At 69.5% G+C, this 23919-nt stretch carries 22 protein-coding genes; 5 read left to right on the forward strand and 17 right to left on the reverse strand.

Going from position 1 to position 23919, the window contains the following annotated elements; all coding sequences use genetic code 11:
* Nucleotides 1-6: 6 nt before the first annotated feature.
* The 3 genes from KPF22_RS31115 to KPF22_RS31125 are packed head-to-tail and all read right to left on the reverse strand — an operon-like array spanning nt 7 to nt 3391.
* The gene (locus tag KPF22_RS31115; RefSeq protein WP_224404227.1) at nt 7-1326 is read right to left on the reverse strand and encodes a family 16 glycosylhydrolase; all 1320 of its coding nucleotides are present in this window, start codon (nt 1324-1326) and stop codon (nt 7-9) included.
* Entirely contained in the window at nt 1323-2675 is a 1353-nt protein-coding gene (locus tag KPF22_RS31120) for a MinD/ParA family protein (RefSeq protein WP_224404228.1), read from the reverse strand. The genes KPF22_RS31115 and KPF22_RS31120 overlap by 4 nt, the downstream gene beginning before the upstream one ends.
* Nucleotides 2676-2698: 23 nt before the next feature.
* Complete coding sequence (locus tag KPF22_RS31125; RefSeq protein WP_224404229.1) at nt 2699-3391, reverse strand: hypothetical protein; 693 nt, start codon at nt 3389-3391, stop codon at nt 2699-2701.
* A 577-nt stretch (nt 3392-3968) separates the two neighbouring features.
* Here KPF22_RS31125 and KPF22_RS31130 point away from each other — a divergent pair.
* Together KPF22_RS31130 and KPF22_RS31135 are read left to right on the forward strand one after the other, a co-directional pair.
* A complete protein-coding gene (locus KPF22_RS31130) occupies nt 3969-4403 on the forward strand; it encodes a helix-turn-helix domain-containing protein (RefSeq protein ID WP_224404230.1) in 435 nt (144 codons plus the stop codon).
* A gap of 620 nt (nt 4404-5023) precedes the next feature.
* Nucleotides 5024-6424, forward strand: coding sequence for a hypothetical protein (locus KPF22_RS31135; protein ID WP_224404231.1), 1401 nt, complete (start codon nt 5024-5026; stop codon nt 6422-6424).
* On the opposite strand, the gene KPF22_RS33480 is transcribed toward KPF22_RS31135, so the two are convergent.
* On the reverse strand, nt 6364-10284 hold the full coding sequence (locus KPF22_RS33480; RefSeq protein ID WP_224404232.1) for a WD40 repeat domain-containing protein: 3921 nt from the start codon (nt 10282-10284) through the stop codon (nt 6364-6366). The genes KPF22_RS31135 and KPF22_RS33480 overlap by 61 nt on opposite strands.
* A gap of 476 nt (nt 10285-10760) precedes the next feature.
* On the opposite strand from KPF22_RS33480, the gene KPF22_RS31145 reads away from it, so the two are divergent.
* The gene (locus tag KPF22_RS31145) at nt 10761-11309 is read left to right on the forward strand and encodes an RNA polymerase sigma factor (protein ID WP_224404233.1); all 549 of its coding nucleotides are present in this window, start codon (nt 10761-10763) and stop codon (nt 11307-11309) included.
* Between the two features lie 457 nt (nt 11310-11766).
* On the opposite strand, the gene KPF22_RS31150 is transcribed toward KPF22_RS31145, so the two are convergent.
* From KPF22_RS31150 to KPF22_RS31160, 3 genes are all read right to left on the reverse strand, one after another.
* Nucleotides 11767-13014, reverse strand: coding sequence for a hypothetical protein (locus KPF22_RS31150; protein WP_224404234.1), 1248 nt, complete (start codon nt 13012-13014; stop codon nt 11767-11769).
* A 55-nt stretch (nt 13015-13069) separates the two neighbouring features.
* Nucleotides 13070-14227 carry an acetylxylan esterase gene (locus KPF22_RS31155; RefSeq protein ID WP_224404235.1) on the reverse strand — a complete coding sequence of 386 codons (1158 nt, stop codon included), beginning with the start codon at nt 14225-14227 and terminating at the stop codon, nt 13070-13072.
* Nucleotides 14228-14483: 256 nt separating this feature from the next.
* Entirely contained in the window at nt 14484-14663 is a 180-nt protein-coding gene (locus KPF22_RS31160) for a hypothetical protein (protein ID WP_224404236.1), read from the reverse strand.
* Nucleotides 14664-14902: 239 nt separating this feature from the next.
* Between KPF22_RS31160 and KPF22_RS31165 the strand changes: the two genes are divergently transcribed.
* Nucleotides 14903-15586 carry a hypothetical protein gene (locus KPF22_RS31165; protein WP_224404237.1) on the forward strand — a complete coding sequence of 228 codons (684 nt, stop codon included), beginning with the start codon at nt 14903-14905 and terminating at the stop codon, nt 15584-15586.
* 175 nt (nt 15587-15761) lie between these two features.
* Here the strand turns inward: KPF22_RS31165 and KPF22_RS31170 are convergent, their stop codons facing one another.
* The 5 genes from KPF22_RS31170 to KPF22_RS31190 form a co-directional block, all read right to left on the reverse strand.
* A complete protein-coding gene (locus KPF22_RS31170) occupies nt 15762-16022 on the reverse strand; it encodes a helix-turn-helix transcriptional regulator (protein WP_224404238.1) in 261 nt (86 codons plus the stop codon).
* 385 nt (nt 16023-16407) lie between these two features.
* A complete protein-coding gene (locus KPF22_RS31175) occupies nt 16408-16824 on the reverse strand; it encodes an Lsr2 family protein (RefSeq protein WP_308010502.1) in 417 nt (138 codons plus the stop codon).
* A gap of 129 nt (nt 16825-16953) precedes the next feature.
* Nucleotides 16954-17646: a hypothetical protein gene (locus KPF22_RS31180; RefSeq protein WP_224404239.1), complete on the reverse strand. Its 693-nt coding sequence runs from the start codon at nt 17644-17646 to the stop codon at nt 16954-16956.
* Nucleotides 17643-18176 (reverse strand): hypothetical protein, encoded by a 534-nt coding sequence (locus tag KPF22_RS31185; RefSeq protein WP_224404240.1) that lies wholly within the window; start codon nt 18174-18176, stop codon nt 17643-17645. The genes KPF22_RS31180 and KPF22_RS31185 overlap by 4 nt, the downstream gene beginning before the upstream one ends.
* Nucleotides 18173-18361: a hypothetical protein gene (locus KPF22_RS31190; protein WP_224404241.1), complete on the reverse strand. Its 189-nt coding sequence runs from the start codon at nt 18359-18361 to the stop codon at nt 18173-18175. Before KPF22_RS31190 ends, KPF22_RS31185 begins: the two co-directional genes overlap by 4 nt.
* A gap of 290 nt (nt 18362-18651) precedes the next feature.
* Here KPF22_RS31190 and KPF22_RS31195 point away from each other — a divergent pair, with 290 nt between their 5' ends.
* A complete protein-coding gene (locus KPF22_RS31195) occupies nt 18652-18834 on the forward strand; it encodes a DUF1508 domain-containing protein (protein ID WP_068801081.1) in 183 nt (60 codons plus the stop codon).
* A 244-nt stretch (nt 18835-19078) separates the two neighbouring features.
* Here the strand turns inward: KPF22_RS31195 and KPF22_RS31200 are convergent, their stop codons facing one another.
* The 5 genes from KPF22_RS31200 to KPF22_RS31220 form a co-directional block, all read right to left on the reverse strand.
* Nucleotides 19079-19297: a hypothetical protein gene (locus tag KPF22_RS31200; protein WP_224404242.1), complete on the reverse strand. Its 219-nt coding sequence runs from the start codon at nt 19295-19297 to the stop codon at nt 19079-19081.
* Nucleotides 19298-19537: 240 nt separating this feature from the next.
* The gene (locus tag KPF22_RS31205) at nt 19538-20122 is read right to left on the reverse strand and encodes a recombinase family protein (RefSeq protein ID WP_161152134.1); all 585 of its coding nucleotides are present in this window, start codon (nt 20120-20122) and stop codon (nt 19538-19540) included.
* Between the two features lie 164 nt (nt 20123-20286).
* Nucleotides 20287-21438, reverse strand: coding sequence for an acyl-CoA dehydrogenase family protein (locus tag KPF22_RS31210; protein WP_161152135.1), 1152 nt, complete (start codon nt 21436-21438; stop codon nt 20287-20289).
* A gap of 13 nt (nt 21439-21451) precedes the next feature.
* Nucleotides 21452-22240, reverse strand: a complete 789-nt coding sequence (locus tag KPF22_RS31215; RefSeq protein WP_161152136.1) for an enoyl-CoA hydratase/isomerase family protein — start codon at nt 22238-22240, stop codon at nt 21452-21454.
* A complete protein-coding gene (locus KPF22_RS31220) occupies nt 22233-23909 on the reverse strand; it encodes a long-chain-fatty-acid--CoA ligase (RefSeq protein WP_224404173.1) in 1677 nt (558 codons plus the stop codon). Before KPF22_RS31220 ends, KPF22_RS31215 begins: the two co-directional genes overlap by 8 nt.
* Between the last annotated feature and the right edge of the window lie 10 nt (nt 23910-23919).

Below are 23919 nucleotides of genomic sequence, written 5' to 3' on the forward strand. Positions count from 1 at the left end.
GGTCGGTCAGTCACCTCCGCGGGACCCGCCACCGGAGTCACCGCGTTCACCACCGCCATCGCCACCGCGGTCGCTGTCGCCGCCGCTGCGGTCGTCGCTGCTCTGACCGGTGGAGTCGCCGTCACCGCCGCCGAGGGAGACATCGGCGCCGGCGTCGACGCCGTCCTGCCCGGCCGAGACATCGACCCCGACCGAGGCGCCGCCGCCGGTGAGCTCGTACTGGCGGACCCAGTCGACGTGCATCGCCGCCCCGCCTGAGGCGTCACCGCCGAAGTAGTCGAGCTGGATGGTCAGGTGCATCGGCCCGGGCGGGTTGTGGGACTTGTCGTCGTCGGTGAACCACGGCTCGCCGTCGACGAGGTAGGTGATCTTGTCCGGGGTCCACTCGACGGCGAAGGCGTGCCACTCGGTGGCGTCGATCTCGACCGAGCCCTGGGTCTGGGAGTTGTCCGAGCCGTAGTGCAGGAACCCCTCGACCTTCTGCCGGGTCCCGTCGGAGATCTCCATGAAGTCGACCTCGCCGCCCTCGGGCCAGTTCTCCGCGGTCGGCCAGAGCAGGAACAGGGTGTGCAGCGACCCGGCCCCGGGCGGGGACTGGGCGCAGCCCTCCCAGCGCCCGTACTGCTGGCTGTGGGGCGACCAGGCCATCCCGCCTGCGTCGCCGTTCTCCGAGCCGGTGATGGTCAGCTGCCCGTCGGCGACGCTGATCGCGTCCGGGGTCCGGCGGCCGTTGCCGCCGTGGCCGGGCCCGTCGTAGGCGTTCCAATCCCCGGAGATCGAGGTGCCCTCGAACTCATCAGCCACCTTCGGCTCGCCCCAGCCGAGCGTCTCCGCCGCGGTGGTCGTGCACTTGCTGGCAGCTCCGCCGCCCGAGCCCGTCCCGCCGCCGGAGCTGTTCCCCGGGTCGGAGCTGTTCCCCGGGTCGGAGCCGGTGCCTCCGGAGCCGGTGCCTCCGGAGCCGGTGCCTCCGGAGTCGTTGCTGCCCGAGCCGTTGCCTGTGCTCGGGGCCGTACCGGTGTCGCTGGAGTCGTTGCCGGACCCACCGGACCCGCCGGAGCCGGACCCGCTGGAGTCGCCGGAGCCGGGCTCGTAGCACTGGGCCGGGATGAAGCCGGGCTTGTTCGCGCCGACGTCGAGCAGGGCCCGGCGCAGCTTCTCCGCCCGCGCGGAGGTGTCGCCGGTGAGCTCGGCGAGCACGTGCACCGCGGTGATCCGCCACCCGCACTCGACCCCGCCCTCGGGGGCGGCGGCCGGGACGAGCCCGGACGCGGTCAGGGTGGTGGTGAGCGCCAGCGCGGCGCCCACGACCAGCTGGGGACTGATCACCGGGGACCACCGGGGTCGGTCGGCGGGGTGCGGAACCCGTGGCTGGCCAGCCCGTGGGTGCGCCGGCCCTGGAAGCCCTCGGCGACGGTCGCGGCGAGCTCGAGCGCGGCGTCGCGCGCGGCGGGGGTGAGGGCGTCGAAGTCGATGATCCCTCCGGCCTGCAGGTGCGGGTCCGGGGGAAGGACGATCACCGCGCGGCAGCGTTCGGCGAAGAAGTCGCGAATCACGCGGTCGTCGATGTCAGGGCTGTGACGGTCATAGGACAGCACCACCACCGCGTCCTCGGTGAGGTGGCGGTACCCGTTGGCAGCCAGCCAGCGGAACGTGCGCGCCGCGCGGGAAGCGCCGTCGTTGGTCGGCGCACCGACGATGACCAGCGAGTCGGCGTGGCGCAGGCTGCCCTGCATCGCCGAGTGCACGATCCCGGTTCCGGAATCGGTGATGATCGCGTTGTAGTAGCGGGCCAGCAGCCGCAGCGCGGCCTCGTAGTCGCCCGCGGAGAACGTCTCCGACAGCTCCGGTTCCTGCTCGCTGGTGAGGACCTGCAGGCGCCCGGCGAGATGGGTGTAACCGGCCAGGTCGGTGTGGGCGCGGATCTCGTCCAGGGCGTAGAGCAGGTCGCGCACGGTGGTCTTCGCAGCCAGGGTCTCGCCGACAAGGCGGTCGCCGAGGGTGCCGGCGTCGGGATTGGCGTCCATCGCGATGACCCGGTCCCCGCGGTACTCCGCGAGCGCGAGCCCGAGCAGCGCGGACACGGTGGTCTTGCCGATCCCGCCCTTGATCGAGCCGACGACGACGCTGTGCGGGCCGGGCAGCGGGGTTCGGATCTTCTGCAGCTGGTCGCGCAGCCGGGCCTCGGCCTCGGACAGTCCGGGGTTCCAGCGGCCGCCGGTCAGCTGGTAGGCGAAGTGGCGCCATCCCTGCTGAGGACGGGCCCGTCGCTCGCGGACCACTCCCGACAGCACCCCGGTCTGCTCGTCCCACGCCGGGCGGAACGCCTGCGGATCCTCCGAGGGACCCGGACCCTGATGAAGGGGGAGGGACGGCGGGACCACCGGAGACGGCGACGGCGCCGCCGCAGACGGTGGCGCCGGCCGGACCGGTTCGGCGGCGGGGCCAGCGGTCGGTGGCTCGTCGCGGAAGCGCTCCGGCGCGGGCGCCGGGCGAGACGGCGGGCTGCTCGGCGCGGTGGTTGCCGAGGTGGTCGAGGCGCTCGCCTGCGTGGCCGGGGGCTTGGTCGCGGGGACCTGGGCCCCGTCGTGTCCGGTGGCCGGGGCGGCCCACGCGGCGCCCGCGTCCAGCCAGGACGGGGCGGCGGGGGTGTTGTTGGTGCCGTTGGACGAGGACATCAGCAGCTACCTCTTGGTGGGGGTCAGGAGGAATCGGTGGGGCGCAGGTGCGGGTCGACGACCAGGTGGCCGTCGTCGTCGCGGGTGATCGGGACCGTCATCCGGACCCAGTTCGCCTCGACCGCCGTCCACGCCGGGTCCGCCTCGGGCGGGGCGCACGAGGGGCCGAGCAGCCCGGGCACGTCCACCTCTGCGGACCCGGCGTGGCGCGGGGTCTCGGGCGGCGGGCAGGCGCGCGCGTACGTGGTGACCCGGACGATCACCTCGACGAACACCACCGTGTCGCCGGGCCGGTAGAGCCGGCCCGGCAGTGGTGAGTCGGCGCGCTGCCTGCCCGCGCCCGACCACCCCCAGGTGCTGGCCTGGGGGTCAGCGAGCAGAGGCCGCAGCACCTCTGCCCGACGACTCGGGTCGTCCTCATCGAAGGACTGGAAGTCGGTGGCGAAACGCCCGGCGAAGCTGGCCGCTTCAAGATCAGAGATCGGCTCCAGCGACCGCACCGAGCGCGAGAAGAACTCCTCGCCCGCAGAACGGCGAACCACCGCGGTGGTGCCGGCGCCTCGGGCGGCCCGTGGCGAGGGCTTGGCCCGGGGCAGGTCAGCGTTGAGCCGGACCTGGGGCCGGGCGAGCTCATCGGCAGGCTCGGGCTCGGGCTCGGACTCGGGGGCGTGCCGATGGTTGCTCTCGGTCGCTGCTGGCTGCTCCTCGACCGCCACGTCCTCTGCTACGGGCTCTACAGGGGCCGGGGCGGTGTTCTGAGAGCTGTCGCGGACGGGCGAGTCGGTGGGGCTCGCAGTAGATGTCTGGTCGGGAGCCTGGTGAGGCGTGGACGGTCGGAGCCGCGTGGGGGCCGGACCGTGGTGGTCGTCGACGTCTCGGTGCGTGTGCAGATCTGTGTAGCGGTCGGGAGCGGGGCTGCCCGGCTGTGGTGCCGGGGCCGCAGCGCCATCGGAGCCGCGCCCCGGCGCTGTCCGCCAGGGCGCACCGTTGGTCGGCACCGGACGGGAACGAATCGGCATCACGCCCTCCGCCCTGCACAGTCTCGCCGCGACCGAAGCGCCATGACCACGACTCCTTCATGCTTCTAGATTCAGAGCTAGCTCTTTATCTTGTTTATAAGATCCGCGGGATACTATCCGCGCACGGTGACCGTTCGTCAACCGATCGTGTTCAGTGCTCCTGGCTCTATCCGGTCCCGGAGCGCCCCGGCTGGGATCCGTGGCTGGGCGCCGCTAGCGTCACGACATCTCGTGTCGAGATCGCGAGGCGGCGTGCGCATGTGGGGGTGACCTGGTGGCAGACGAAGCGCTGGCTAGTGACGCGCCGCGGACGCTGGCTGACAAGCTGAATCGTCTCGCCCGACCACCCGGCAGCACCCGCGCCCTCTACCTCGACGAGATCGTCGAGGGCATCGCCGGAGTAGGTGGCCAGGTCTCGCGCGCCACGCTGAACACCCTGATGCGCGGGCGCAACACCAATCCCCGCCGAAGCACCATCGAGGCGCTGGCCCGGTACTTCCGGGTCTCGGTCTCCTACCTCCTCGACGACCCACACCCGATTGCGACGGCTCAAGAGCACGAGCTTCTGGCGAAGCTGCGCGACCCCGACCTCGCCGCACTGGTCAGCGGCATCAGCGAGCTGCGCCCCGAGACCCGCAGGTCCCTTGCACGCATCGTTGAGGACCTGCGACGGATGCAGACCAGCGAACAAGCTCATCGCTCGTCCTGAGTGGTTGCGGTACCTCCGAGCAACGCCTGGTGGGTTGCGATAGCCGAATCGAGGGCCTCGGCGGCAAGGGCCAGCCACTGCCCCGTGGTCTCACCCGGTGGGCTAGGGCGCGCGCTCCGACTCGATCCAACTGCGCCACGAACTGATGTCAGCGCGTGGACGGTGAGGCTGGATAGCGATGTCAGCTCCTGCTCTAGCCGGCTGAGCAGGGCTGCTGGCACTGCATCAAGCTGACGCGTCGCTTCCTGCCGGGGAGCAGACGGGTGAGAACGGCCCAGGGAGCCCCGAAACGCAGCACTTGGCTGGCGCATTCCTCCTCCGTTCCTGCTCGTGCCTCCGTGCCGCTGAGGTGCAGCCGGAGGGGGTGGTCCACGAGGAGACTCAAGTCGCTGCGCCGAAAGTTCCCGCGCCGCAAGACCTTTCGAGCAGAGCGACATGGCGCAGGGCCTAAGCCATGGCCCTCGGTGCTGGCGAGATACCTCGCGGTGAGGGGTCGACGGCTGTAGGACAGTGCGGGCCCGGCGGAGGGCGGTAGCGTGATCGAGAACTGGCCTGGCCGGTCACCGGCAGCTACCCGAGGCTCGGAGTGTGCTGCGGGGGACGACGAAGTGGGTGGGACCATGGACTTGCTGGATGAGAGTCGATTCGCAGGAATTCACACTTTTGTATACGTAGGCTTGCGGTTTGACTGGACTAGCGGAGTCGCAGAGTTCAACTTTCGGCACGAGGGCGACCATGAGGAGCTCTCTTTTACCGACGTAGTCGTCTTTCCTCTTCCGGAGGCCGTTCCCGCACAGGAGCAGAGAGAGACATTCGAGCGCGTTCTTGAGTTGCTCTATATTGCAACCGGGACCATCTACTATAAAGCAGTGGCGCCGAGGTCAGTGTCTGTCGAGTCGGTTTCACTCGCCCCGGCAGCAGTGAGGTGGGCCCAGCACTTGTATCGCGACGGGCTAGCCGAGTTCGCATATCGCTGGTCGCTGGAACACGTGCTAGAGGTGCCACTCAAAGCCAATTTCAAAGAATCTCTATCCCCGCGCTGTGACCATGCAGATTCCGGGCGTCCGCCCCTTGTTGGAATGGGAGGTGGCCGGGACTCTCTCGTCGCCCTCGAAGTGTTGTCTGCTGCCGGGTTCGAGCCTGCAACCTTCATGGTGGAGAAACGCGGTCGTGGCGCGAGACCGCTCACCCTTTCTGCGGGAGCGACTCGCGGTCGTGCCTTCGCGGTCACACGACGTCCTGATGAGGACATGCTGCGGAAGCTCGCGAACAACACGTTGCGCATCGGCCACGTCCCGGTGACTGCGATCAACTCCATCGCTGGGGTGGCTCTTTCCGTGCTCCACGGGCTAGGTCCGGTCGTAATGGCGAACGAGCGGTCGGCAAGCGAGGCAAACACAGTCTGGTGCGGCCGCTCGATCAATCATCAGTGGTCGAAGACGTTCGAGGCTGAGCAGCTGCTCAATGAGGCGGTCCGAGATCATGCGGGGATCGACCATGCTAGCTTCTCGTTGCTCGGTGGAATGTCGGAGTTGGTGATCTCTCGACTCTTCGCTGCGACGTCGCGATACGACAACGTTGTGACTAGCTGCAATGTTGCAGCTCGGCGGCCGGGCGGTGGGCGATGGTGCAACGACTGCGCGAAATGCCGGTTCGTCTTCCTAGGGCTGGCTCCGTTCATGTCTGTCGAGCGCCTGGTCTCAATTCAGGGGCGCAATTTGCTCGATGACTCCAAGCAGATTTCCGGTTATCGGGAGCTCGTCGGGATGAGTGGGCATAAGCCATTCGAATGTGTCGGCGAGTTGAACGAAGCACGCGTGGCGGTACAGCTTCTGGCTCGCGACCCGCAGTGGCGTGATGCGGTGGTCGTCTCTGATCTCAGCAACCGTCTGCCCCCGGTACGTCAGGCCGACGTCGACAAGGTGTGGCGGGTGGACCCGGCGCCCGGCGCTCCGGTCGCCTACCGCCAGGCGTTGGAGGTATGGCCGGCCTCGGCGAAGGCTGGGCAGGGCGGGTCGTAGGAGCGATCTGGCGACACGAACGTATCCCACGCCCGTTCGGTAAGGGCATCGGCGGTACTTGAGCAGATTCGGCTGATCGCGCGATCGACGCTCAGGTCCCATAGACGGACGACGCGGTCGCGGCCACCGCTGGCCAGGACACCAGGGGGACCGAAGCTGACGGCGTAGATGTTGTCGGTGTGGCCGGTGATCGGCGTCCCGACGAGGCGTCCGCCGTCCGGATTGGTCATGTCCCACAATGCAATCGTGGTGTCGCTGCTGCCAGTGGCGAGCAGGGCGCTGTCCGAGCTCCACGCCACCCCACCGACCGATTCGGTCTGCTCAAGGAGCGGAGGCTCCTCGCGTGGTTGCGCAGGGTCGGCGATGTTCCAGACACGGACGGTGTGGTTGGCGCCGACGCTGGCCAACCGTGTTCCATCGGGGCTGATCGCGATCTTGAAGATGTTGTCGGTGTGGCCGCGGAGGATTCCGGCAGGTCGTGGTTGCGACGGCACCGAAACATCCCACAGTCGCACGTCGTGATCGTTGCCCGCGGTAGCGAGAATCCGGCCGTCTGGGGTGAATGCGGCGGTGGTGACCAACTCGCCAGGGGTGGACACGAGGGGCTCGGACAGCTGAGTCGGCCGTGCTGGGTCATTGAGATCGAACAGCCGGGTGAGACCGTCGGTGGACCCGACTGCCAGGGTCCGGTTGTCCGGACTGATGGCCAGCCCAGCCGCGACAGCGGGGAGTCTGATGTCTGGTCCGGCGCGAACCGGCCTGTAAGGGTCGTGGATGTTCCACATTCGAACTACTGGGCCGCTGGCCGCCGCGAGCACGCTATCGTCCCGAGTGATCGCGATGGAGTCCACGTCGCCGTCGGCCGGCAGCGGGCCGGACGCGCGTTTCGGCAACGTGGGGTCGGTGACGTCCCACAGGTGGACTGAGCGGTCGCCCTTCCCTCCTCCGACGGCCAATGTCTTGTTGTCGTGGCTGAACACCACCGCGGTCGCATTGCCAGCGATTCCTGCCAGGCGTGTCGTGGGAAGCGACCAGATCCGCACGGTGTCGTCCGCACTCCCGGTGATCAGGGTGCGTCCGCCCTCGGCAAAGGCCACGGTGGCCACCCCGCGTTCATGCCCGGCCAGTGGCTCGCCGAGGGGGAAGGGGCGCGTCGGATCACTGATGTTGAAGAGGGTCGCCATGTTGTCTGCACCACCCACTGCGACGGTCTGTTCGTCGGGGCTGATGTCCAAGGACAGGATGGAGGGCGAGGCGTCTGGCCCCCCTCGGGAGGCGCCGAGCAGCCGTGCCTGCGCGGGGTCGGCGACATCCCAGAGGCGTAGCGAGCTATTGCCACCGCCAGTGACCAGGATGTTCCGGGTGGGGCTGAACGCCACGGCATGAGCGATCCCCGTCCCGCTGGGCAGCGGCGAGAGCTCTGCCGGGCGCTGTGGATCGGTGATGTTCCACAGCTTGGTCGAGCCGTCGGGCCCGGCAACGGCCAGTGTGCGGTCATCGGGGCTGATGGCGACGTTGCTGCCATAGACGGCCGTGGTTGTGCCTGGGAGGCGAGAGCCGAGGTCGGCGGGGCGCGCGGGGTTACCGATCTCCCACAGACGAGCACTGCCGTCGGTGGTCACGATGGCTAGTAGACGACCGTCAGTGCTGGTGGCCAGGCCGCTGACCTGTTTGCCGCGCTCGACGGGTAGCTCCGGAGACAGCGGTTCCGGGTGCTGATCATCGCGCATGCCCCAGACCCGGATCGTGCTAGCCGTACCGTTCCGCCCTCCAGCCCCGGTGATCATGATGTGTCGCTGGGGAACGGTGACCATGCTGGTGACCGGGCCGGGCTCGTTCAGTGTCGTCGGTGCAGCGTCTGTAGGCGTAGACGGCCAGAGCCGGATGGTGCCGTCTGCGGACGTGCTGATGATCGTCTTGTCGATCTGTCCGACGGCTCGTACGTTGCCGGTGTGGCCCAGGAGCTGCCGGGACAGAGGCGTGTTTTCCGTGCTGAGCAAGGCGGTGTAAAGGTCGGGGGTGGGCTGCATCCGGTAGGCGGTCAGCCACAGCTGCGCTGACATCGACGTGTCAGTGTCGGCGAGCTGCTTGGCGTGTGCGATCACCTCGGAGAGGATCGCCCGCTGGGAGGCTTGTCGCTCCGCGATGCCCGAGATGACGGCCACGGTGCCTGCCGCCACGATGAGGACCGCGGCAGCGACGACAGCGATCCACTGGCGACGGCGACGCGCCGCCGCGAGCTGTTCCTGCCGATCAGCCTCATCGAGGAACTGGCGCGCCATGTCGTCGGCGACGGTGGCGTGTACCCCTGTGTCGATGACTCGATGAGCATCGGCAAGCACCGTTCCGCGGAGGAGCTGTTCCGGTGGCCGTCCGGCTTCGTCCCACTGCCGCGCGCGCAAAGCGATGCTCTGACGAAGCACGAGGTCAGCTCGTTCGGAGTCGATCGTGTCGCGCAGTAGCTGCCAGGCCCGGATGAGGGCCTCATGGGTGATCTGGACTGTGTCCTCGCCGATGGTGATCAGACGCGCCCGGGCCAGGATCTCCAGGGCCTGGCCTGTGGGGCCATCACCGAGGCCGGGTAGTTGGGCGCGATCCAGAGGGCGGCGGGTGTCATGGCCGGGGTACTCGCCGACTCGTACCAGGCGAACCAGCAACGCCAGCGCGGCGTCCTCGAGCCCGGCTTGCCGCAGCTCCTCCCAGGCCTGATCTGCGGTGTGCGCGACCGCCCCGTCGATGCCCCCGACTCGTTCGTAGGAACGAACCGTCATTGGCCCGGACTGGTTCATCAGACGCAAGACGTGAGAGATGAGCGGCAACTTTCCCTCGACCAGGCCGCCGTCTCTGACCCCCGCGTCGGCGAGCAATCGGTTCACCAGATCGTTTCCGACGGTGATCCCCGCCCGGCGTGCCGGCTCACGGATGGCCTCGGCCAGGGCTTCCCCCGTTAGAGGATCCAGGTTGAACGGTGCATCGAGGGCGGGCTTGAGCAAGGCGAGCTGTCGAAGTTCCGGATAGAACTCGTTGCGACAGGCGATAACTACAAGCGCGGTGGGGTCGCTCTCGCCGCCTCCAGCCGGGGAGGAGGCGGCAGAAAAAAGCTCTGCAACGAATTGCTGACGAATTGCGGGGTCGAGCTGGAAAACCTCCTCGAATTGGTCGACAACGAGTATCGATCCGTTCCTCGGAGCCGTTTCATCTCCGCTGTCCGACGACGCGGCGTGGCGTTCCCAGAATTCCCGTAGATTCTGCAGCGGCGTCGAGCCGGGCGTGATGACAGCCGCTGGCCAGGAGGCAACCTCTGGGCTCGATGGGAGGCCACGCGTTTCCAACGCTGGGAGCAAACCCGCCGCCAGCAGACTGCTCTTCCCGATCCCCGACTGCCCGAGGACGGCCAGCACAGCGCTATCCGGCGAGCGCTGCAGGGCATCCAGCCGTCCGAGCATCGCCTTGATTTCCCGGTCGCGCCCGAAGAACCGGGCGGCGTCGTCGCGTCCGAACGGTTCCAGGCCCTGATAGACGACCTGGGGAGTGCGCTCACCGCCGTTCCCTCGCCCGGACTCACGGACCGCCTTCTGATAAGCCTCACGCCACCACGCAGGCCGGAGCAGCGTCTCGCGCTGCTGGCGCGTCGGGTTCTTCGTGTGCTCCTTGACTCCCTGAACCACGAGCTCGAGGGCACGGAAATCGGTCGGCAACGTCGTGCCACTTACCCAGCGGTTGACCGTCGGACGCGAGGGCGCCTCGTCATCGCCGATCTGCGCAGCCCACTCAGCGAGCGCACGTGCCGAAGCCGGCCGGGACCCGGGAACGCGCCGCAACGCGTCCAGGTAGCCCACGAACCACTCTGGTGCAGCCACCTACACCCCACCAACCTTCTCACTGAGCAACACGTTCACCGGCTCTGAGCTGCGCAATCACCTCTGACCTACCAGCTCTCGCCCATCAGGTCGGGCGCAGGCCCGGCCTGGATCGGGGCGTGAAACCTCGTCTGGCGGCGAGCTCGGACACTGCCCGCTGCGCTCTCAGTGATCAGTGAGTTCACCCGCCGCAGCCTGCAAGATCTTTCCACCTCGGACTGACACCGCACACCGTGCGTCCCCGCTTCGCAACGCTGAGCAGGCCCCGGAGGAGATCGTATAAGCAGAGGTAGCCCCACATGCCCAACTGCACCAGCACACTCGCGCGAACGCGAGCACCGAGTACGCCAGAGGAACTAGTTCCGACGGCTCGCAGCAGTGAGCCGCTGACGAAGAGGCACTGCTCATCGCGGCCTGCCCACGCCGCATTGGCTGCCGCAGCCGCGCACGAAACCTGTGCCTCTCATGACGATTGCATGCTGATGCACGCCCATCTCGCTGGCGACCCCCAGGCGTTCAACGAGCTGATCCGGCGTCACCGCACACTTCTGCGGGTCGTGGCGCTGCGAGTGCTGGAGAACCATCACGACGCCGACGACGCGGTGCAGGACAGTCTCATACGTGCGTTTCGCAGCGCGCATACCTACTCCGGGCGCAGCTCGGTCGGGGCCTGGCTCCGTACCATCGTCGAAAACACTGCGCGCACAGCCGCGCGCAGCCGCAGCCGCGATCAAAATCGCGTGGTCCAGATCGACGGGACGCAACTCGCTGAAGCCGAACAGGTCGGCGGCGATCCCGCAGTCATCGTCGCAAACCGGGAACGTATCGCCTCGGCCCTTGCGCAGATCCCCCTTCAATGGCGGCGGACCTTCGTGCTGGTGAAGATCAACGGACTGTCGTACGCCGAGGCTGCTGAAGTACTTGACATTCCTATCGGGACCGTCCGAAGCCGGATCAACCGTGCCAACGCCGCCCGTGCGAAGCAACGGGCTCAGAAGACCAGCGCCGCCCCGGGAACCATCTAGCATCGTTCGAGAGTCTCCCCTACTGACCAGCATCCACCGCCACTGCTGTGAGATCACCGCCCACGACCGCACCCGAGCGTTCTTCGCTCCGGGCACAGTCGGGCCCGAGGTGATCGCGCGACCACGACGCGGCTCGACACGAGGAACGGCTCACCATCCCGATGGAGCAGAATTCCGAGCTCGCCGCCCGCATAGCCAAGGCGCTGGCAGAGGTCCAAGCAGAGTTCCCCGATCCGCCGAACGCCCACGAGCCGCTCCACGTCCCCGCACACGTCGCCGCCAGGTGGCAGTCCGCCATCGCTCGGGAAGCCGAACGACGCGCCCGCAACTACGACGACGGGGCCCCTTCCACTGGCGACCTCGACTCGATCGAGCCACACCGCGAGGGCACGGCAGAAGAGGATCGTGACCCTCGGGACGATCCGGGTGCCGGGGCAGCGCGGTCCTAAGGCCCCATTCACCCGACCGTCGGTCGAGCGACCAGGGTTGACGGGTGGCGGTAGTTCGGTCGTTGCTCTGGTGTGGCCGCTGGTGCGGCGGTGATGGCGAAGTAGCCGTTGACCAGGATCGGGGCGTCGGGCGACGGGGTGGGGTGGTCGGCTCCGGTGCGGCCGTCGAGGACGACGGGGCCGTTATCGGTGTAGCCGTAGACCATGCCGTGCCAGGCCGTTGTCACGGTCGGGACGACCCGTCCTGCGTCTCGGGTGATGCGCCACAGCTCGGTGCCGTTGTCGTCGAAGCCGAGTACGGCGTCGGTGTCGTTGTAGGGGGCCAGAGAGCACACGGTGAGGGACTGTTGGTCGCGGCGGCAGGTCCAGCCGGGCTGTCCGTTGAGCGGGCTGTCGAGCTCGCGGCCGGTGGCCGTGTCGATGACCTGGCTGCCGCCCCAGGCGTTGTCGAGGGTGCGTAGGTCCACCAGGGCCCGGGAGGTGCCGAGTGGCGAGACGGAGCTGCCGGCGATCCCAGCCCAGCGGGGCCGGCCGTCAGCGAGGGCCAGGCCTCGTAGCTCGCTGCGGGCGAGGTCGCGGAGCCTGACGACCACGGTGTCGTCGGTGAGTAGCTGTGCGGCGACGTCGGGGGTCGACCACAGCAGCCGACCGGTGGGCAGGTCGACCGCGGCGGTGAGGGCGGCATCGGCGGCCGCGGCGCTGACGACCGCGGTGGTGCCGACGACACCTGTGACGTAGACGGTGAACCCGGTCAGCGACTCCTCGAGCCAGGATCGGGGCAACGGAACCGTCGTCGAGGTGAGGGTCTGGGCGGTCTTCGGGTCGGCCGAGACGAGCTCGATACCGCGCTGGGACGGGGTGGTGCCCTGGCCGGGCTGCTCGACCGGCCACGCTGCGAGCACACGCCGTCCGCTGGGCAGGTCAGCGAGCACCGGTGCACCCAGGATCTCCGGAGCGCCGATCGCGGTCGGTCGGGACAGGTCCAGTCCGCGGAACAGCGGGGCCCGGGGGAATCCGCCCACGAGCACCTCGCCCGTGGTCAGGTCGACCCGGGTCAGGCCGGCGTCGGTCAGGGACCAGCCGTAGACGCCGTCGAGGGCCTGCGGTGCAGGGAGCCCGGTGCGGCCAGCGAGGGTGAGCTGCGCCGGGCCGAACACGGTCGGCGGGTCGAACTCCTGCCTGGTGGCAGGCGACGGCGTAGCGGGGGCGTCGGGCCTGGTCGCGGTGCAGGCGACTGACGCCCCAGCGACGGCCACTGCGATGACCCCCGCGAGGGCCACCGCGGTGAGACGGCGGCCGTGGCGCCGGGGTCTAGCGGGTGAACAGGTTGCTGCCGAGGTAGATGTCCCAATCGGCGTCTTCAAGTCCGTGCCCTCCCGAGCGCAGGTGGTAGCTCATGCCTGGGCCGCGGAAGCTCTTCCCGGTGGCCGGCGGCCAGTTGGTGCTCGACAAGCCGGTGTTTCCGAGACCGTAGAGCTCGTAGACCGGGGCGGCACCGAGGTAGGACAGGAACTCGCCCTGGGGGTCGGCGTTGCCGTCGTCGGCGGCGGAGGCGACCACGACCCGGCCGGGCGCGATCAGCGCGAGCAGTTCGTTCTGGTCCACCGGCAGTGCGTCGGCGTTGCCGTCGAAGCGCTTGTAGGTCTCGGGGAACCAGTGCGGGAACTGGGAGTTGATCGCCGAGATCGACTCACCGGCCGAGTCACGACGGGCGAGCTTCGCGCCGGTCGAGCCGGAGTTGTTGGAGATGACCACCGGGAACCGGGGGTCCTGGGCGCCGGCCCACAACGCGGCCTTCCCGCCACGGGAGTGACCGATCACTGCGACCTTGCTCGGGTCGATGCCCGTGCTCGCGGCGTCGGCGGTCTGCAGGTAGTCCATCGCCCGGCTGGCGCCCCAAGCCCACGCGCTGATCGTGCGGCACGCATCGGCCGGGAGATCCTGCCCTGCCGGGTAGAACGCATTGATCACACCGTCGCGGTAGGACCCTGCGTCGTCCGGAGCTACCTCTTCGGCGTTGAGCGCGGCCAGCGCGTACCCGGCACCAGTGATCTTCGAAGCCGGGGCGTACCCGCCCGAGCTCGGATCGTCGCCAACCGAGCCGCGGTGGTCGATCAGCAGAAACGTGCCCTTCGGCTTACCCGAGGACGGAGTGAAGATCCGCAGGGTGAAACTCGCGCTGCCCTGCGGCCCGGTGACCGTGATCGTGACCTTCTTCGCCGAGCCGTTGCCGCCGGCATCGCGGTAGGTCGTCCCGGTCGGGGCCGGCAGGGTCGTGCCGTAGACGTTCTCCTGGAAGGCATTCAACAGTTCCGGGCGACGCTGCCGCTCCCACTGACGCACGCTGGTGACGCGACCACCCGAGTCCAGAGCGAGCGGATCGGGGACCTCCAGACCGCCCAGCGGAATCGCCGCCAGCACAGCTGAGGTGGCCCCGTTCGGGGCCCGATCGGCGCCGACAGCCGCCACCCGCGCTACCGCTGGCCCAGCCTCCTGGGCGGGGAGCACGGATAGGGCGACCGCCACAGCACCAACAGCCACGCCGATCCGCGCACGCCCACGACGCGACTGAACCCTCATCCTGCGATCCATTCTGTGATACTGGGATAGGTTATAGGATTCAGCAGGGAAGATCCAGCGTGGCGCGGTCAGCGATGCCCCGGGGCCGGTCTGAGATCTGGATGTCCACAGGTCGGTCGGGAGACGTAGCCCACGACAGACGGGCTCAGCTCGCTTTGAGCACCGGCCGCGTCCCCTTCGGTGCCGGGGCGTCCAGGTCGGTGACCTGCTCCCCGTCGAGGTGGATACGGCCCGCGGCGAAGTGCTGCGCGATGGCGTCCTCGCCGAGCCACGCGAGCCGGTCTCTCACGGTCGGAACGTCCTGCGGTGCGGTCTCCTCACTCACACTGGCCATCCTGCACCGTGCACACCAGCGGGCTGGGTGCCCGCAGTGGTACGGGGTGTGGGCATGTCGTCCTCCTCGGCTCAGGGTCTCGGTCTAGCGCGCGCCCCTGCCAGCGGCGGTGCCGCTCAGCGGGCAGCCGCAAGGTGGCGCGGGCGCGGCCGGCTCGTAGAGTGACCGGGTCGCTCCGTGCTCCCCCGCGGCGCGTTCAGCTCATGCTGCGGCGACGAGGGGGAACGATCGTGACCGGCCTGCCGACACCACCGACCACCCGGTTCCAGACCGATGTCGCGGGGTGTGCGCTGTCCTCGGCGGGGCAGCAGGACCCCCGGGCCTGCCGGTGCCCGGTGACCCGTGCCGGGCTGCGGCTGGTCCTCGAGCCCGAGCCGCGGCTGTTCCTGTGCTTCGCCTGCGACGAGCACGCCAATCAGCTCGACGCGCCCCGCCCGCTGCGTCCCCGTGACGCCGAGGAGCGCGCCGCTCGCCGCCGCCGCCGCGCACAGGCCGGCCCCGCAGACTCCCCGGCGGCGCCGATGGCGGTGGGCCGTGACGCGGTCGAGCTCCACGCCCGCGCGCTGGCCTGGGCCGCCCGCCACACCCCGACGCCCGCGCACCGCAAGGACCCGGGCCCACCACCGCGGCCGCGGCGGCCGGCCGAGCGAGCCGACCAGCGCGGCCCGGCACCGGCTGCGCGCGATGGGCTGTTGGAGGAGCAGATGCGCGGCTATCAGCAGGCCGCCGACCTCGCGGGCACGCTGCACGAGCTGCCGAGCTGCCTGCGCTCGGCGGTGGTGCACGTCCTGACCGCGGCTCGGGTCGAGCTGTCCAACGGCCGCCCCCTACCGATCGAGGTCCGCCGCGCGGTCACCCACCTCCAGCAGGCGCTGACCGAGATCCACGACGCTGCCCGCCAACACGCTCGGTGAGCCTCCCTCCCGCCCGGGCGCCGGTTGAGCCCGAACGAACAGGGCGGTCCGCTCGGGTACCGCAAGGGTGGGGCTGGATACCGGCAGCGACTCGGACTTCACCCCGGCACCCACGGTCCGACGCTGGCGGGGGATCGCCCCACGTCGCGAACTGGTGCCAGAACCGGACGGAGGTTCAGGACGTGTCTGGGTCGCCGGATGCGGTGGTGCGGGTGTAGAGCAGCAGATCGCCTGGCTGGCAGTTCAGCTCGCGGCAGAGTGCCTGCAGCGTGCTGAAGCGGATCGCACGGGCTCTTCCTGTCTTGAGGTTCGAGAGGTTGGCCATCGTGATACCGACGCGCTGGGAGAGTTCGGTCAAGGTCATCTCTCGGTTGCGAAGGACCTTGTCGAGGGTGACTGTCACGGTCGGCTCGTCCTGCTCAGACGGTGAAGTCATTCTCTTCCTTGTACTCGAGGCCGACCCGCAGGGACTCGCTCAGTACGGCCGTCAGCAAGGCCGTCGCGAGGCCCCAGCCAAGGGGCGCGAGGCTGAGTACGGCACGTAGGGAGCGCCGCATCGTGGACCATCCCGCCCGTCCAGGACGTGTCCGAGGCGAACCACGACCCGATCCGGCGAGCACACCAGAGACGGCACGAGCTCATCCGAACTACCTGCGACGGGCGCTCGGTACCCGCTCGCTGTTGAGGTGACCGCAAGGCCTGCGGGTGGGCGGATCCGTGCAGGGGTTCACAGGGGCCCGGCGGGTACCGCACAGCCAGAAACGCCACTGCCTGGCTGTGCCCCGAGGGCGCCGAACTCGTGCCAGAACCGGACGCCGGAATTATCCCGCTTCCTGAAACTGGGGCGCTGGCGTCGTCGATGTGGTGCGTGGCGCCGGAGCGGCCCCCGATCCTGCGTTCTTCTCGTATGCGTCGACGATCTCGAGGGGGATACGTCCACGGTCGGCGATCGGGTATCCATTCTGGCGGGCCCACGAGCGGATCGCGTTGTTGTGCTGGCGTCGTTCGGTCGTCATCGTCGACGCAGCGGCTGCCCGGGCTCGACGGGGCCGAACAGCGCCGCTGGGGGCCCGGCGAGCTGCGGCAATGTAGGGCGCCAGCGCATCACGGAGCTTGTCGGCGTGGGCGTGGTTCAGATCGATCTCGTAGGCGGCGTTGTTCACCATGAATGCGATGGTCTCGTCCGCGCTGCCGCCGTCGAGGTCGTCCACCAGTCTAATCTGCTCAATGCGAGCCACAATCTGTCTCCCAGGTTCTACGGGATTCTAGTACGGCAACGCCTGACTGTAGCTGACAAGCATGCAGGAGTGGAATGTGTGAGATGGGGGATAGATAGAACCAGTCCGAGGGCACTCTGCGAGCTGGGGTCAGTACAGGAATCGTGAGAGCGCGTCGCCGCTCCACATGGCGTTCATTCGGTCGGCGAGGCGCTGGTAGGCGGCCTCGGTGGTGTCGTCGAGGATGACCGGGTCGGTGTTGCCGGCGTGGTCGAGGACGGCGATCAGTGCTCGGGTGTCGTCGGTGACGGCGAGGTCGAGCAGACCATGCAGGCGGGCGAGGCGTTCGATGATGTCGCGCGGCGTTGGCGGGGGACCGTAGGTCGGGGCGGCGGCTTCGGCGCCGGCGGCGATGGCCTCGGCGAGTTCGGTGTCGGGGCGGGCCGCGACGGTGTGCCCGAGCGCGGCCGCGGCGCCGGCGAGGACATCAAGGTCGGCGACGGCGATGGCCACCGCGTGCAGTGGCATGTGCTCGTAGCGTCCGTCGGGTGCCAGTAGCCGGGCGCCGACCTGCGCGCCTCGGTCGAACATCTGCGGCGGGGTCTGGGTGGGGGCGAGGACGTCCCGTATGCGGTAGAGCGCGTCGAGTGCGCAGCGCCCGGCCAGCGGGGCGGGCAGCACGAACGGGCCCGGCCCGTCGGTGTCCTCTTCCCAGCCGGCCAGGGTCAGTAGTAGCTCCTCGACCTCACGCAGGACCTCGGTCAGCCCGTCGACCAGATCGGGCACCAACACCCGTCGTGCCCCGGAGTCGCTGTCGGCGTCGGTCGGCCGGTCGTCGGTCACGACTGCGGGCGCGGTGAGGGGGTCTGCAGGACCGCCAGGGCCGCCTCGGAGGCGATCTGTTCGGCGTCGGGCCCGAGGTCGATCCCGCGGCTGGTGAGGACATCGCGGAGCCGTGCCGCCGCCGCATCGACGTCGCGGGCGGCGGCGGGAACGGTGTCATCCGGTCGGGCGGGGTCGTTCTGGTCCGTGGGCTGGGCGATCGCGGTCCAGGGCGAGGTCCAGACCGGGACCCCGCGGTCGATGAACCCGGGCAGGTCCGCGGAGTCCGGGCGGCCGGCGAACACCGGTGGGTACTCGATGCGCCGTTCGTCGGGGCCGCCGCGGATCTGGGCGGTGATGACCTGGATCCCGCAGGATCCGCAGCGTCCCAACGTCAGGTGGCCGGTGCGGGCAGCGAGCGTGTCCGCATCGCCGAGATCCTCGGTGCCGGTCGGGCCCGGGACGGGCTGCCAGGGCAGCGGTTCGTGGGCGCCGAGGTGGGCGACGACATGGGCGCTCGGGTGGGTGCACGGGGCGGGTGCGGCGGTCATGGTGTCTCCGTGGAGGTCCAGCCGGCGGCGATCGCGCGGCGGGCGTGTTCCTGGGCGGTCATCCGTCGGGAGACCTGGTCCCACAGCTGGCCGAGGGTGCGGGGTTCGGCGCGGTCGTCGAAGGCCACCGGGTCCAGGACCCGGGCGAGGCGGTCGACGAGCTCGCCGGTCGTGTCAGCGGTCATCTCGGGGTCCTTTCCACTCCGCGTGTGCGGCCGGATCGGGCGTTGCGGCCGGTTCTACCGGACGGGTACGACCGTGACGCGGACAGCGAGTGACCGACTAGGACAGCCGACCCGAGCTCACCGCGACGCCTATACGTCCGACGCTCACAACCCGAGGGGAGAGGCCGGGGCGTTCACAGGTCAGCGCCGGCGGCTCGAGGTCGTGGTCCGGCCCGCGTCGTGTCGAGACGTGCCCGACGGAGTGCGCTAGCGTCGCTCACTCACCGATTCAGGCCACTGTGGAGGTCGAGATGGCGAGCAAGTTCGAGGTCTACAAGGACCGTGCCGGGAAGTTCCGGTTCCGGCTCAAGGCCGGCAACGGCGAGGTCGTGGCCTCCGGCGAGGCATATGAGACTAAGGCCGGCGCGCACAAGGGCTGCGAGGCCGTCCAACGCGCTGCCGCCGACGCCACGATCGTCGACGTCGACTCCTGAGACACCGACTCCTAGACGCAGGACGGACGGCATAGGCCCAAGGTAGAGCAGCGCCGCCCTGCGACCGGTCGTCCGGGCAGGGCGAGGTCGGGTTGACCGGAGCAGTCGGGAGTCAGTTGAGGCTCGCGTCGAGCGCCTGCTGCTGGGCGTGGCTTTTTCACCCGAGGGGTCAGTCGGTGGCTTTCGGTGGCTGGTGGAGGCGGCGACGACCCAGACGATCTGTCGTTCGGGTTCGGGGCAGGTACTAGATCCGGCCGCCTGTGGTGACCTCGTACTGCCACTGCTCGAGGACGTGACCGCCGAGGGTGCGGGTGACGGGTCCACCGCGTAGGCGGTGTTGGCGCCCGGGGTTCTGCGGATCGGTGGGTCGCTCGGTCAGCACGATCCAGGCTTCCCAGGTGTTGGGCCGGGCGACCCGGCACAGCTCCTCCGCCTCCCACCCCTTGACCGCCTCGGTGGTCACGAAGCGGCTTCCCACCCGTGCGGACGGGCTGGAAGGTGCTGATTGCTCATGCCAGGGGTCGCCGTAGTACTCGCCGAAAATCGGGCGGATACGGCTGAGTAGCCTCCTGAGCTGCCGATGGTGGTTGCGCGGGGGGAGATCGCGGTTGGCGGCGCAGGTGTTGCCCACCTCGTCGCCAGGCGCGGCGGTAGTACCCAGGACTCGCGATGACCCGAGGTGCAAGGTAACTGCCGGGCCGGGTCAGCCCACCTTCGCGCGAGCGCGGGAGAGCGCTCGGTAGACCGTGGAGCGGGTGACGGAGAAGAGCTCCTCAAGCTCGCTGATGGTGTGCTCGCCGGCGGCGTGGAGTGAGACGAGGTGGGCTTCCTGTCGCGGTGAGAGCTTGGGCTGCTTGCCGCGCAGCCGGCCCTTGGCTCTGGCGACCTTCATGCCCTCGCGTGTCCTCATCCTGACGAGGTCGGCCTCGAACTCGGCGATCATGGCGAGTGCGTTGAACAGTAGCCGGCCGATGGGGTCGGTGGGGTCGTGCACCGAGGCGCCGATGCAGAGCTTGATCTCGCCGGCGGTGAGCTCGTCGGCGATCGCACGGGCGTCGGGCACCGAGCGGGCGAGGCGATCAAGCTTCGTGATCACGAGGGTGTCGCCGGCGCGGCATGCGGCAAGGGCTTCGCGTAGCCCGGGTCGGGCGCGGTTGGTGCCGGTGAGCCCGTGGTCGACGTAGATCCGCTCGGTCGCGACGCCGAGCGCGGTGAGGGCGTCGCGTTGAGCGGTGAGGTCCTGGGCGTCGGTGGAGCAGCGGGCGTAGCCGATCAGCAGTCCGGTCACCGGGGCAGTGTGCCGGTTATGGCCCCCTCACCGGAACTATTCACCGAACCAGGCTTACGGGACGCCTCGTACTGGGCCGATGCTTCAGCGCTGGTCGGCGCGGGGGTGTCCCGGTAGGGGTTCCTCTCGTGGGATATCGACGCTCCATCTGGTGGACGGCCTTCTCACAGGGACCGGGCAACAAGCTCCTTCATGATCTCGTTGGTGCCGCCGTAGATCTTCTGCACGCGGGCCGAGGTGAACATGCGCGCGATCGGGTACTCGTTCATGTAGCCGTACCCGCCGAACAGCTGCAGGCAGCGGTCGACGACGTTGTTCTGCACGTCGGTGCAGAAGAACTTCGCCATCGAAGCGGACGCGGCGTCCAGCTCGCCCGCCATGTGGCGGGGGATGAACCCGTCGACCATGCTGCGGGCGGCCGTCGCGTCGGTGGCGCACTCGGCGAGCACGAAGCGGGTGTTCTGGAAGCTCATCAGGTTCTGACCGAACGCCTCCCGCTCCTTCACGTAGGCGATCGTCTCGCGGACTGCCGCGGTGGCGGCCGCGGCGCCGGCCACCGCGATGATCAGTCGTTCCTGCGGCAGTTGCTGCATCAGCTGTGCGAAGCCGCGTCCCTGGGTGCCGAGCAGGTTGCCCGCCGGGACCCGCATGCCGGAGAAGAACAGCTCCCGGGTGTCCTGGCCGTGCTGGCCGATCTTGTCCAGCACGCGGCCGCGCTCGAAGCCCTCCAGGCCCTCGGTCTCGGCGACGATGAGGGACAGCCCCTTGCCGCCCTCGTCGTCCCCGGTGCGGGCGACGACGACCAGCAGGTCGCAGTGGGTGCCGTTGGAGATGAACGTCTTGGCACCGTCGATCACATAGTGGTCGCCGTCGCGGCGGGCGCGGGTGCGGACGCTTTGGAGGTCCGAGCCGGTTCCGGGTTCGGTCATGGCGATCGCGCCGACGAGGTCACCGGAGGCCATGCCGGGCAGCCAGCGCTGCTTCTGCTCCTCGGTACCGAACGCGTTGATGTAGTGCGCGACGATCGTGCTGTGGACCATGTTGGCCCAGGCGTCGTCACCGACGCGGGCCTGCTCCTCGGCGATGACGGCCTCATGGGCGAACGTCGCGCCGCCGCCGCCGTACTCCTCGGGGATGCTGATGCAGAGCAGCCCGGCCCGGCCGGCGGCCCGCCAGAACTCGCGGTCGACCATGTGCGCCGCCGCCCAGCGCTCCTGGTTCGGCACGACCTCCTTCGCGATGAAGGTGCGGGCGAGCCCGCGGAGGTCGTCGAGCTCCTGGGTGGCCCAGGGGGCGCGGTAGTCGTCGAGAATCATCGGATGCTCCCTCTCATCGGCCGGTGAAGGCTGGTGTGCGGCCCGCGGTGAAGGCGGACAGCCCCTCGCGGGCGTCGTCGGTGCCGAGCGCGCGCAGGAAGTTGTGGCGTTCGGTCGCCAGCCCTTCCCGCAGCGGCTGGTCGTGGGCTCGGCGGGCGGCGTCCGCGGCGAGTGCCACGGCGCGCGGCGCGTTCCCGGCGATGCGGCGGGCCAGCCCGATCGCGGCCGGGACGACCTCGTCATCGTCGACCACGTCGGCGACCAGCCCGGCGTCGCAGGCCCATGCGGCGTCGACCGCGTCGCCGGACAGCAGCATGCGCATCGCCTTGGCCTTGCCGACGGCGTGCACGAGCCGCTGCGTGCCACCGGCCCCGGGAATGACCCCGAGCTTGACCTCGGGGACGGCGAACCGGGCCGAATGGCCGGCGATCGCGATGTCGCAGGCCAACGCCAGCTCGCACCCGCCGCCGTACGCGATGCCGCGCACGGCCGCGACCGTCGGTGTCGGGTAGTCGGTGAGGACGTCGAAGAGCCGGTCGAACGGCAGCTCGTCGGTCGGCGCGGCGCCGATCATGGCCGGGACCTCGGCGATGTCGGCGCCGGCGCAGAACGCCGGGCCGGCGCCGGTGACGACCACGACGCGCACATCCGGGTCGGCGGCCGCGTCGGTGAGCCGGCCGGTCAGCTCGGCGACCAGGTCGCGGCCGAGCGCGTTGTAGGACCCGACGTGCTCCAGCGTGAGCAGTGCGACCGGGCCGTGCCGCTCGGCGGAGACCAGGGTCTCGGTGGGCTGCTCAGTCATCGGTACCGCCGTAGTGACCGGCCCACGTCGTGCGGATGGTCTTCTTGTCGCACTTGCCGACGCTGGTGCGGGGGATCTCGCTGACCGTGATGAAGGACTCCGGCAGCTGCCAGGACGCGAACGCCGACGACAGGTGCGCATGCAGGTCCGCGAGCGTCACCTCGTGCCCGGGGGTCGGGACGATGAGCACGAACGGCCGCTCCTGCCACTTGGGGTGCGGCAGCCCGACGACCGCCGCCTGGGCGACGGCGGGGTGGCCGGCCAGCAGGTTCTCCATGTCGATGGAGGAGATCCACTCGCCGCCGCTCTTGATCACGTCCTTGAGCCGGTCGGTGACCTTGAGGTAGCCGTCCGGGTCGATCGTGCCGACGTCGCCGCTGCGCCACCAGCCGCCCGTGAAACGGTCGTCGGCATCGGCCATGTTGTGATAGCGCGTGGTGATCCACGGGCCGCGCACACAGATCTCGCCCTGGGCGACGCCGTCGTGCGGGACGTCCTCGCCGGCCGCGTCGACGAGCCGGACGTCGACCAGGGTGGCGGGGAGCCCCTGCTTGCGCTTGAGCTCGAGCAGGTCGTCACCGGACAGCCGGGCACGCACGCCCGGCTTGTACCGGTTCATGGTGACCAGCGGCGTGGTCTCGGTCGCGCCGTAGGCGTGCACGATCTCCGCGCCGGTCAGCTCGGCGAAGCCGCGCATCAACGACAGCGGCGGCTCGGTCGCGCCCGACATCATCCGCAGCCGTCCCAGGTCGGGCTTGTCCTCGAGCGAGCGGATGTAGTCCAGCATCGGCCCGAAGATCGCGGGAGCACCGTTGGTGACGGTCACGTCCTCGGCGATCAGCGCGTCGGTGAGCGGCCTGGTGTCCTCGGCCGTGTACCGGCCCGGCAAGACGATCTTGTTGGCGGTCAGGGTGGCCGCCTGCGGCAGGCCCCAGGCCTGTCCGTGGAACATCGGCGTGATCAGCATCGTGCAGTCGTCGAGGGTCATGCCGATGTTCGTGGCGAGCGAGAAGGAGTGCAGGCAGATCGCGCGGTGCGAGTAGTAGACGCCCTTCGGCCGGCCGGTGGTGCCGGTCGTGTAGCAGGCGCCGTAGGCGGAGCGTTCGTCGATCTCCGGCCAGTCGATCCGGGGCGCCGCGGCAGCGACGAGGTCCTCGTAGTGGTGCACGTTCGGCAGCGTCGTGCTGATCTGGTCGAGCGGCTTGTCCGTCAGCACGACCCACGCGGTGACGTCGGGCAGCATCGGGGCCACGGCCTCGGCGACCGGCAGCAGCGTCTCGTCCACGCAGACGATCGAGGTCCCGCTGTCGGCGACGACGAAGGAGAGGTCCTCGGGCCCCAGGCGCAGGTTGAGCTGCACCATCACCGACCCGAGACCGGGGATCGCCCAGTAGAGCTCGTAGTGACGGCGGCTGTTCCAGTCGAGGATGCCGACCCGGGTGGCCGGGCCGGCGCCGAGGCCGGCCAGGGCGTTCGCCCCGCGCACGATGCGGTCGTAGGCGTCGGCGTAGGTGTAGCGGCCCCAGCCGCCGTCCGGGAGCCGGTAGACGATCTCGCGGTCGCCGTGGGTCCGGGCGGCGTGCCGGATCAGGGTGGTGGTGTTGAGCTGGACGTCGTCGCCCATCGTGGACGGGTATCCGGTCACGACGGTGCGGGTGGGTGCCGGCACGAGGGACTCC

The sequence above is a fragment of the Pseudonocardia sp. ICBG1034 genome (assembly GCF_020131375.1).
GTDB classification, from domain to species: domain Bacteria; phylum Actinomycetota; class Actinomycetes; order Mycobacteriales; family Pseudonocardiaceae; genus Pseudonocardia; species Pseudonocardia alni.

Excerpts from the sequence above, each read along its gene's own strand:
- KPF22_RS31120 (WP_224404228.1), bottom strand. The coding sequence starts at position 2,675 with ATGTCCTCGTCCAACGGCACCAACAACACCCCCGCCGCCCCGTCCTGG.
- KPF22_RS31215 (WP_161152136.1), bottom strand. The coding sequence starts at position 22,240 with ATGACTGAGCAGCCCACCGAGACCCTGGTCTCCGCCGAGCGGCACGGC.
- KPF22_RS31185 (WP_224404240.1), bottom strand. The coding sequence starts at position 18,176 with ATGACCGCCGCACCCGCCCCGTGCACCCACCCGAGCGCCCATGTCGTC.
- KPF22_RS31145 (WP_224404233.1), top strand. The coding sequence starts at position 10,761 with ATGCTGATGCACGCCCATCTCGCTGGCGACCCCCAGGCGTTCAACGAG.
- KPF22_RS31135 (WP_224404231.1), top strand. The coding sequence starts at position 5,024 with ATGGACTTGCTGGATGAGAGTCGATTCGCAGGAATTCACACTTTTGTA.
- KPF22_RS31170 (WP_224404238.1), bottom strand. The coding sequence starts at position 16,022 with ATGACTTCACCGTCTGAGCAGGACGAGCCGACCGTGACAGTCACCCTC.
- KPF22_RS31190 (WP_224404241.1), bottom strand. The coding sequence starts at position 18,361 with ATGACCGCTGACACGACCGGCGAGCTCGTCGACCGCCTCGCCCGGGTC.
- KPF22_RS31210 (WP_161152135.1), bottom strand. The coding sequence starts at position 21,438 with ATGATTCTCGACGACTACCGCGCCCCCTGGGCCACCCAGGAGCTCGAC.
- KPF22_RS31195 (WP_068801081.1), top strand. The coding sequence starts at position 18,652 with ATGGCGAGCAAGTTCGAGGTCTACAAGGACCGTGCCGGGAAGTTCCGG.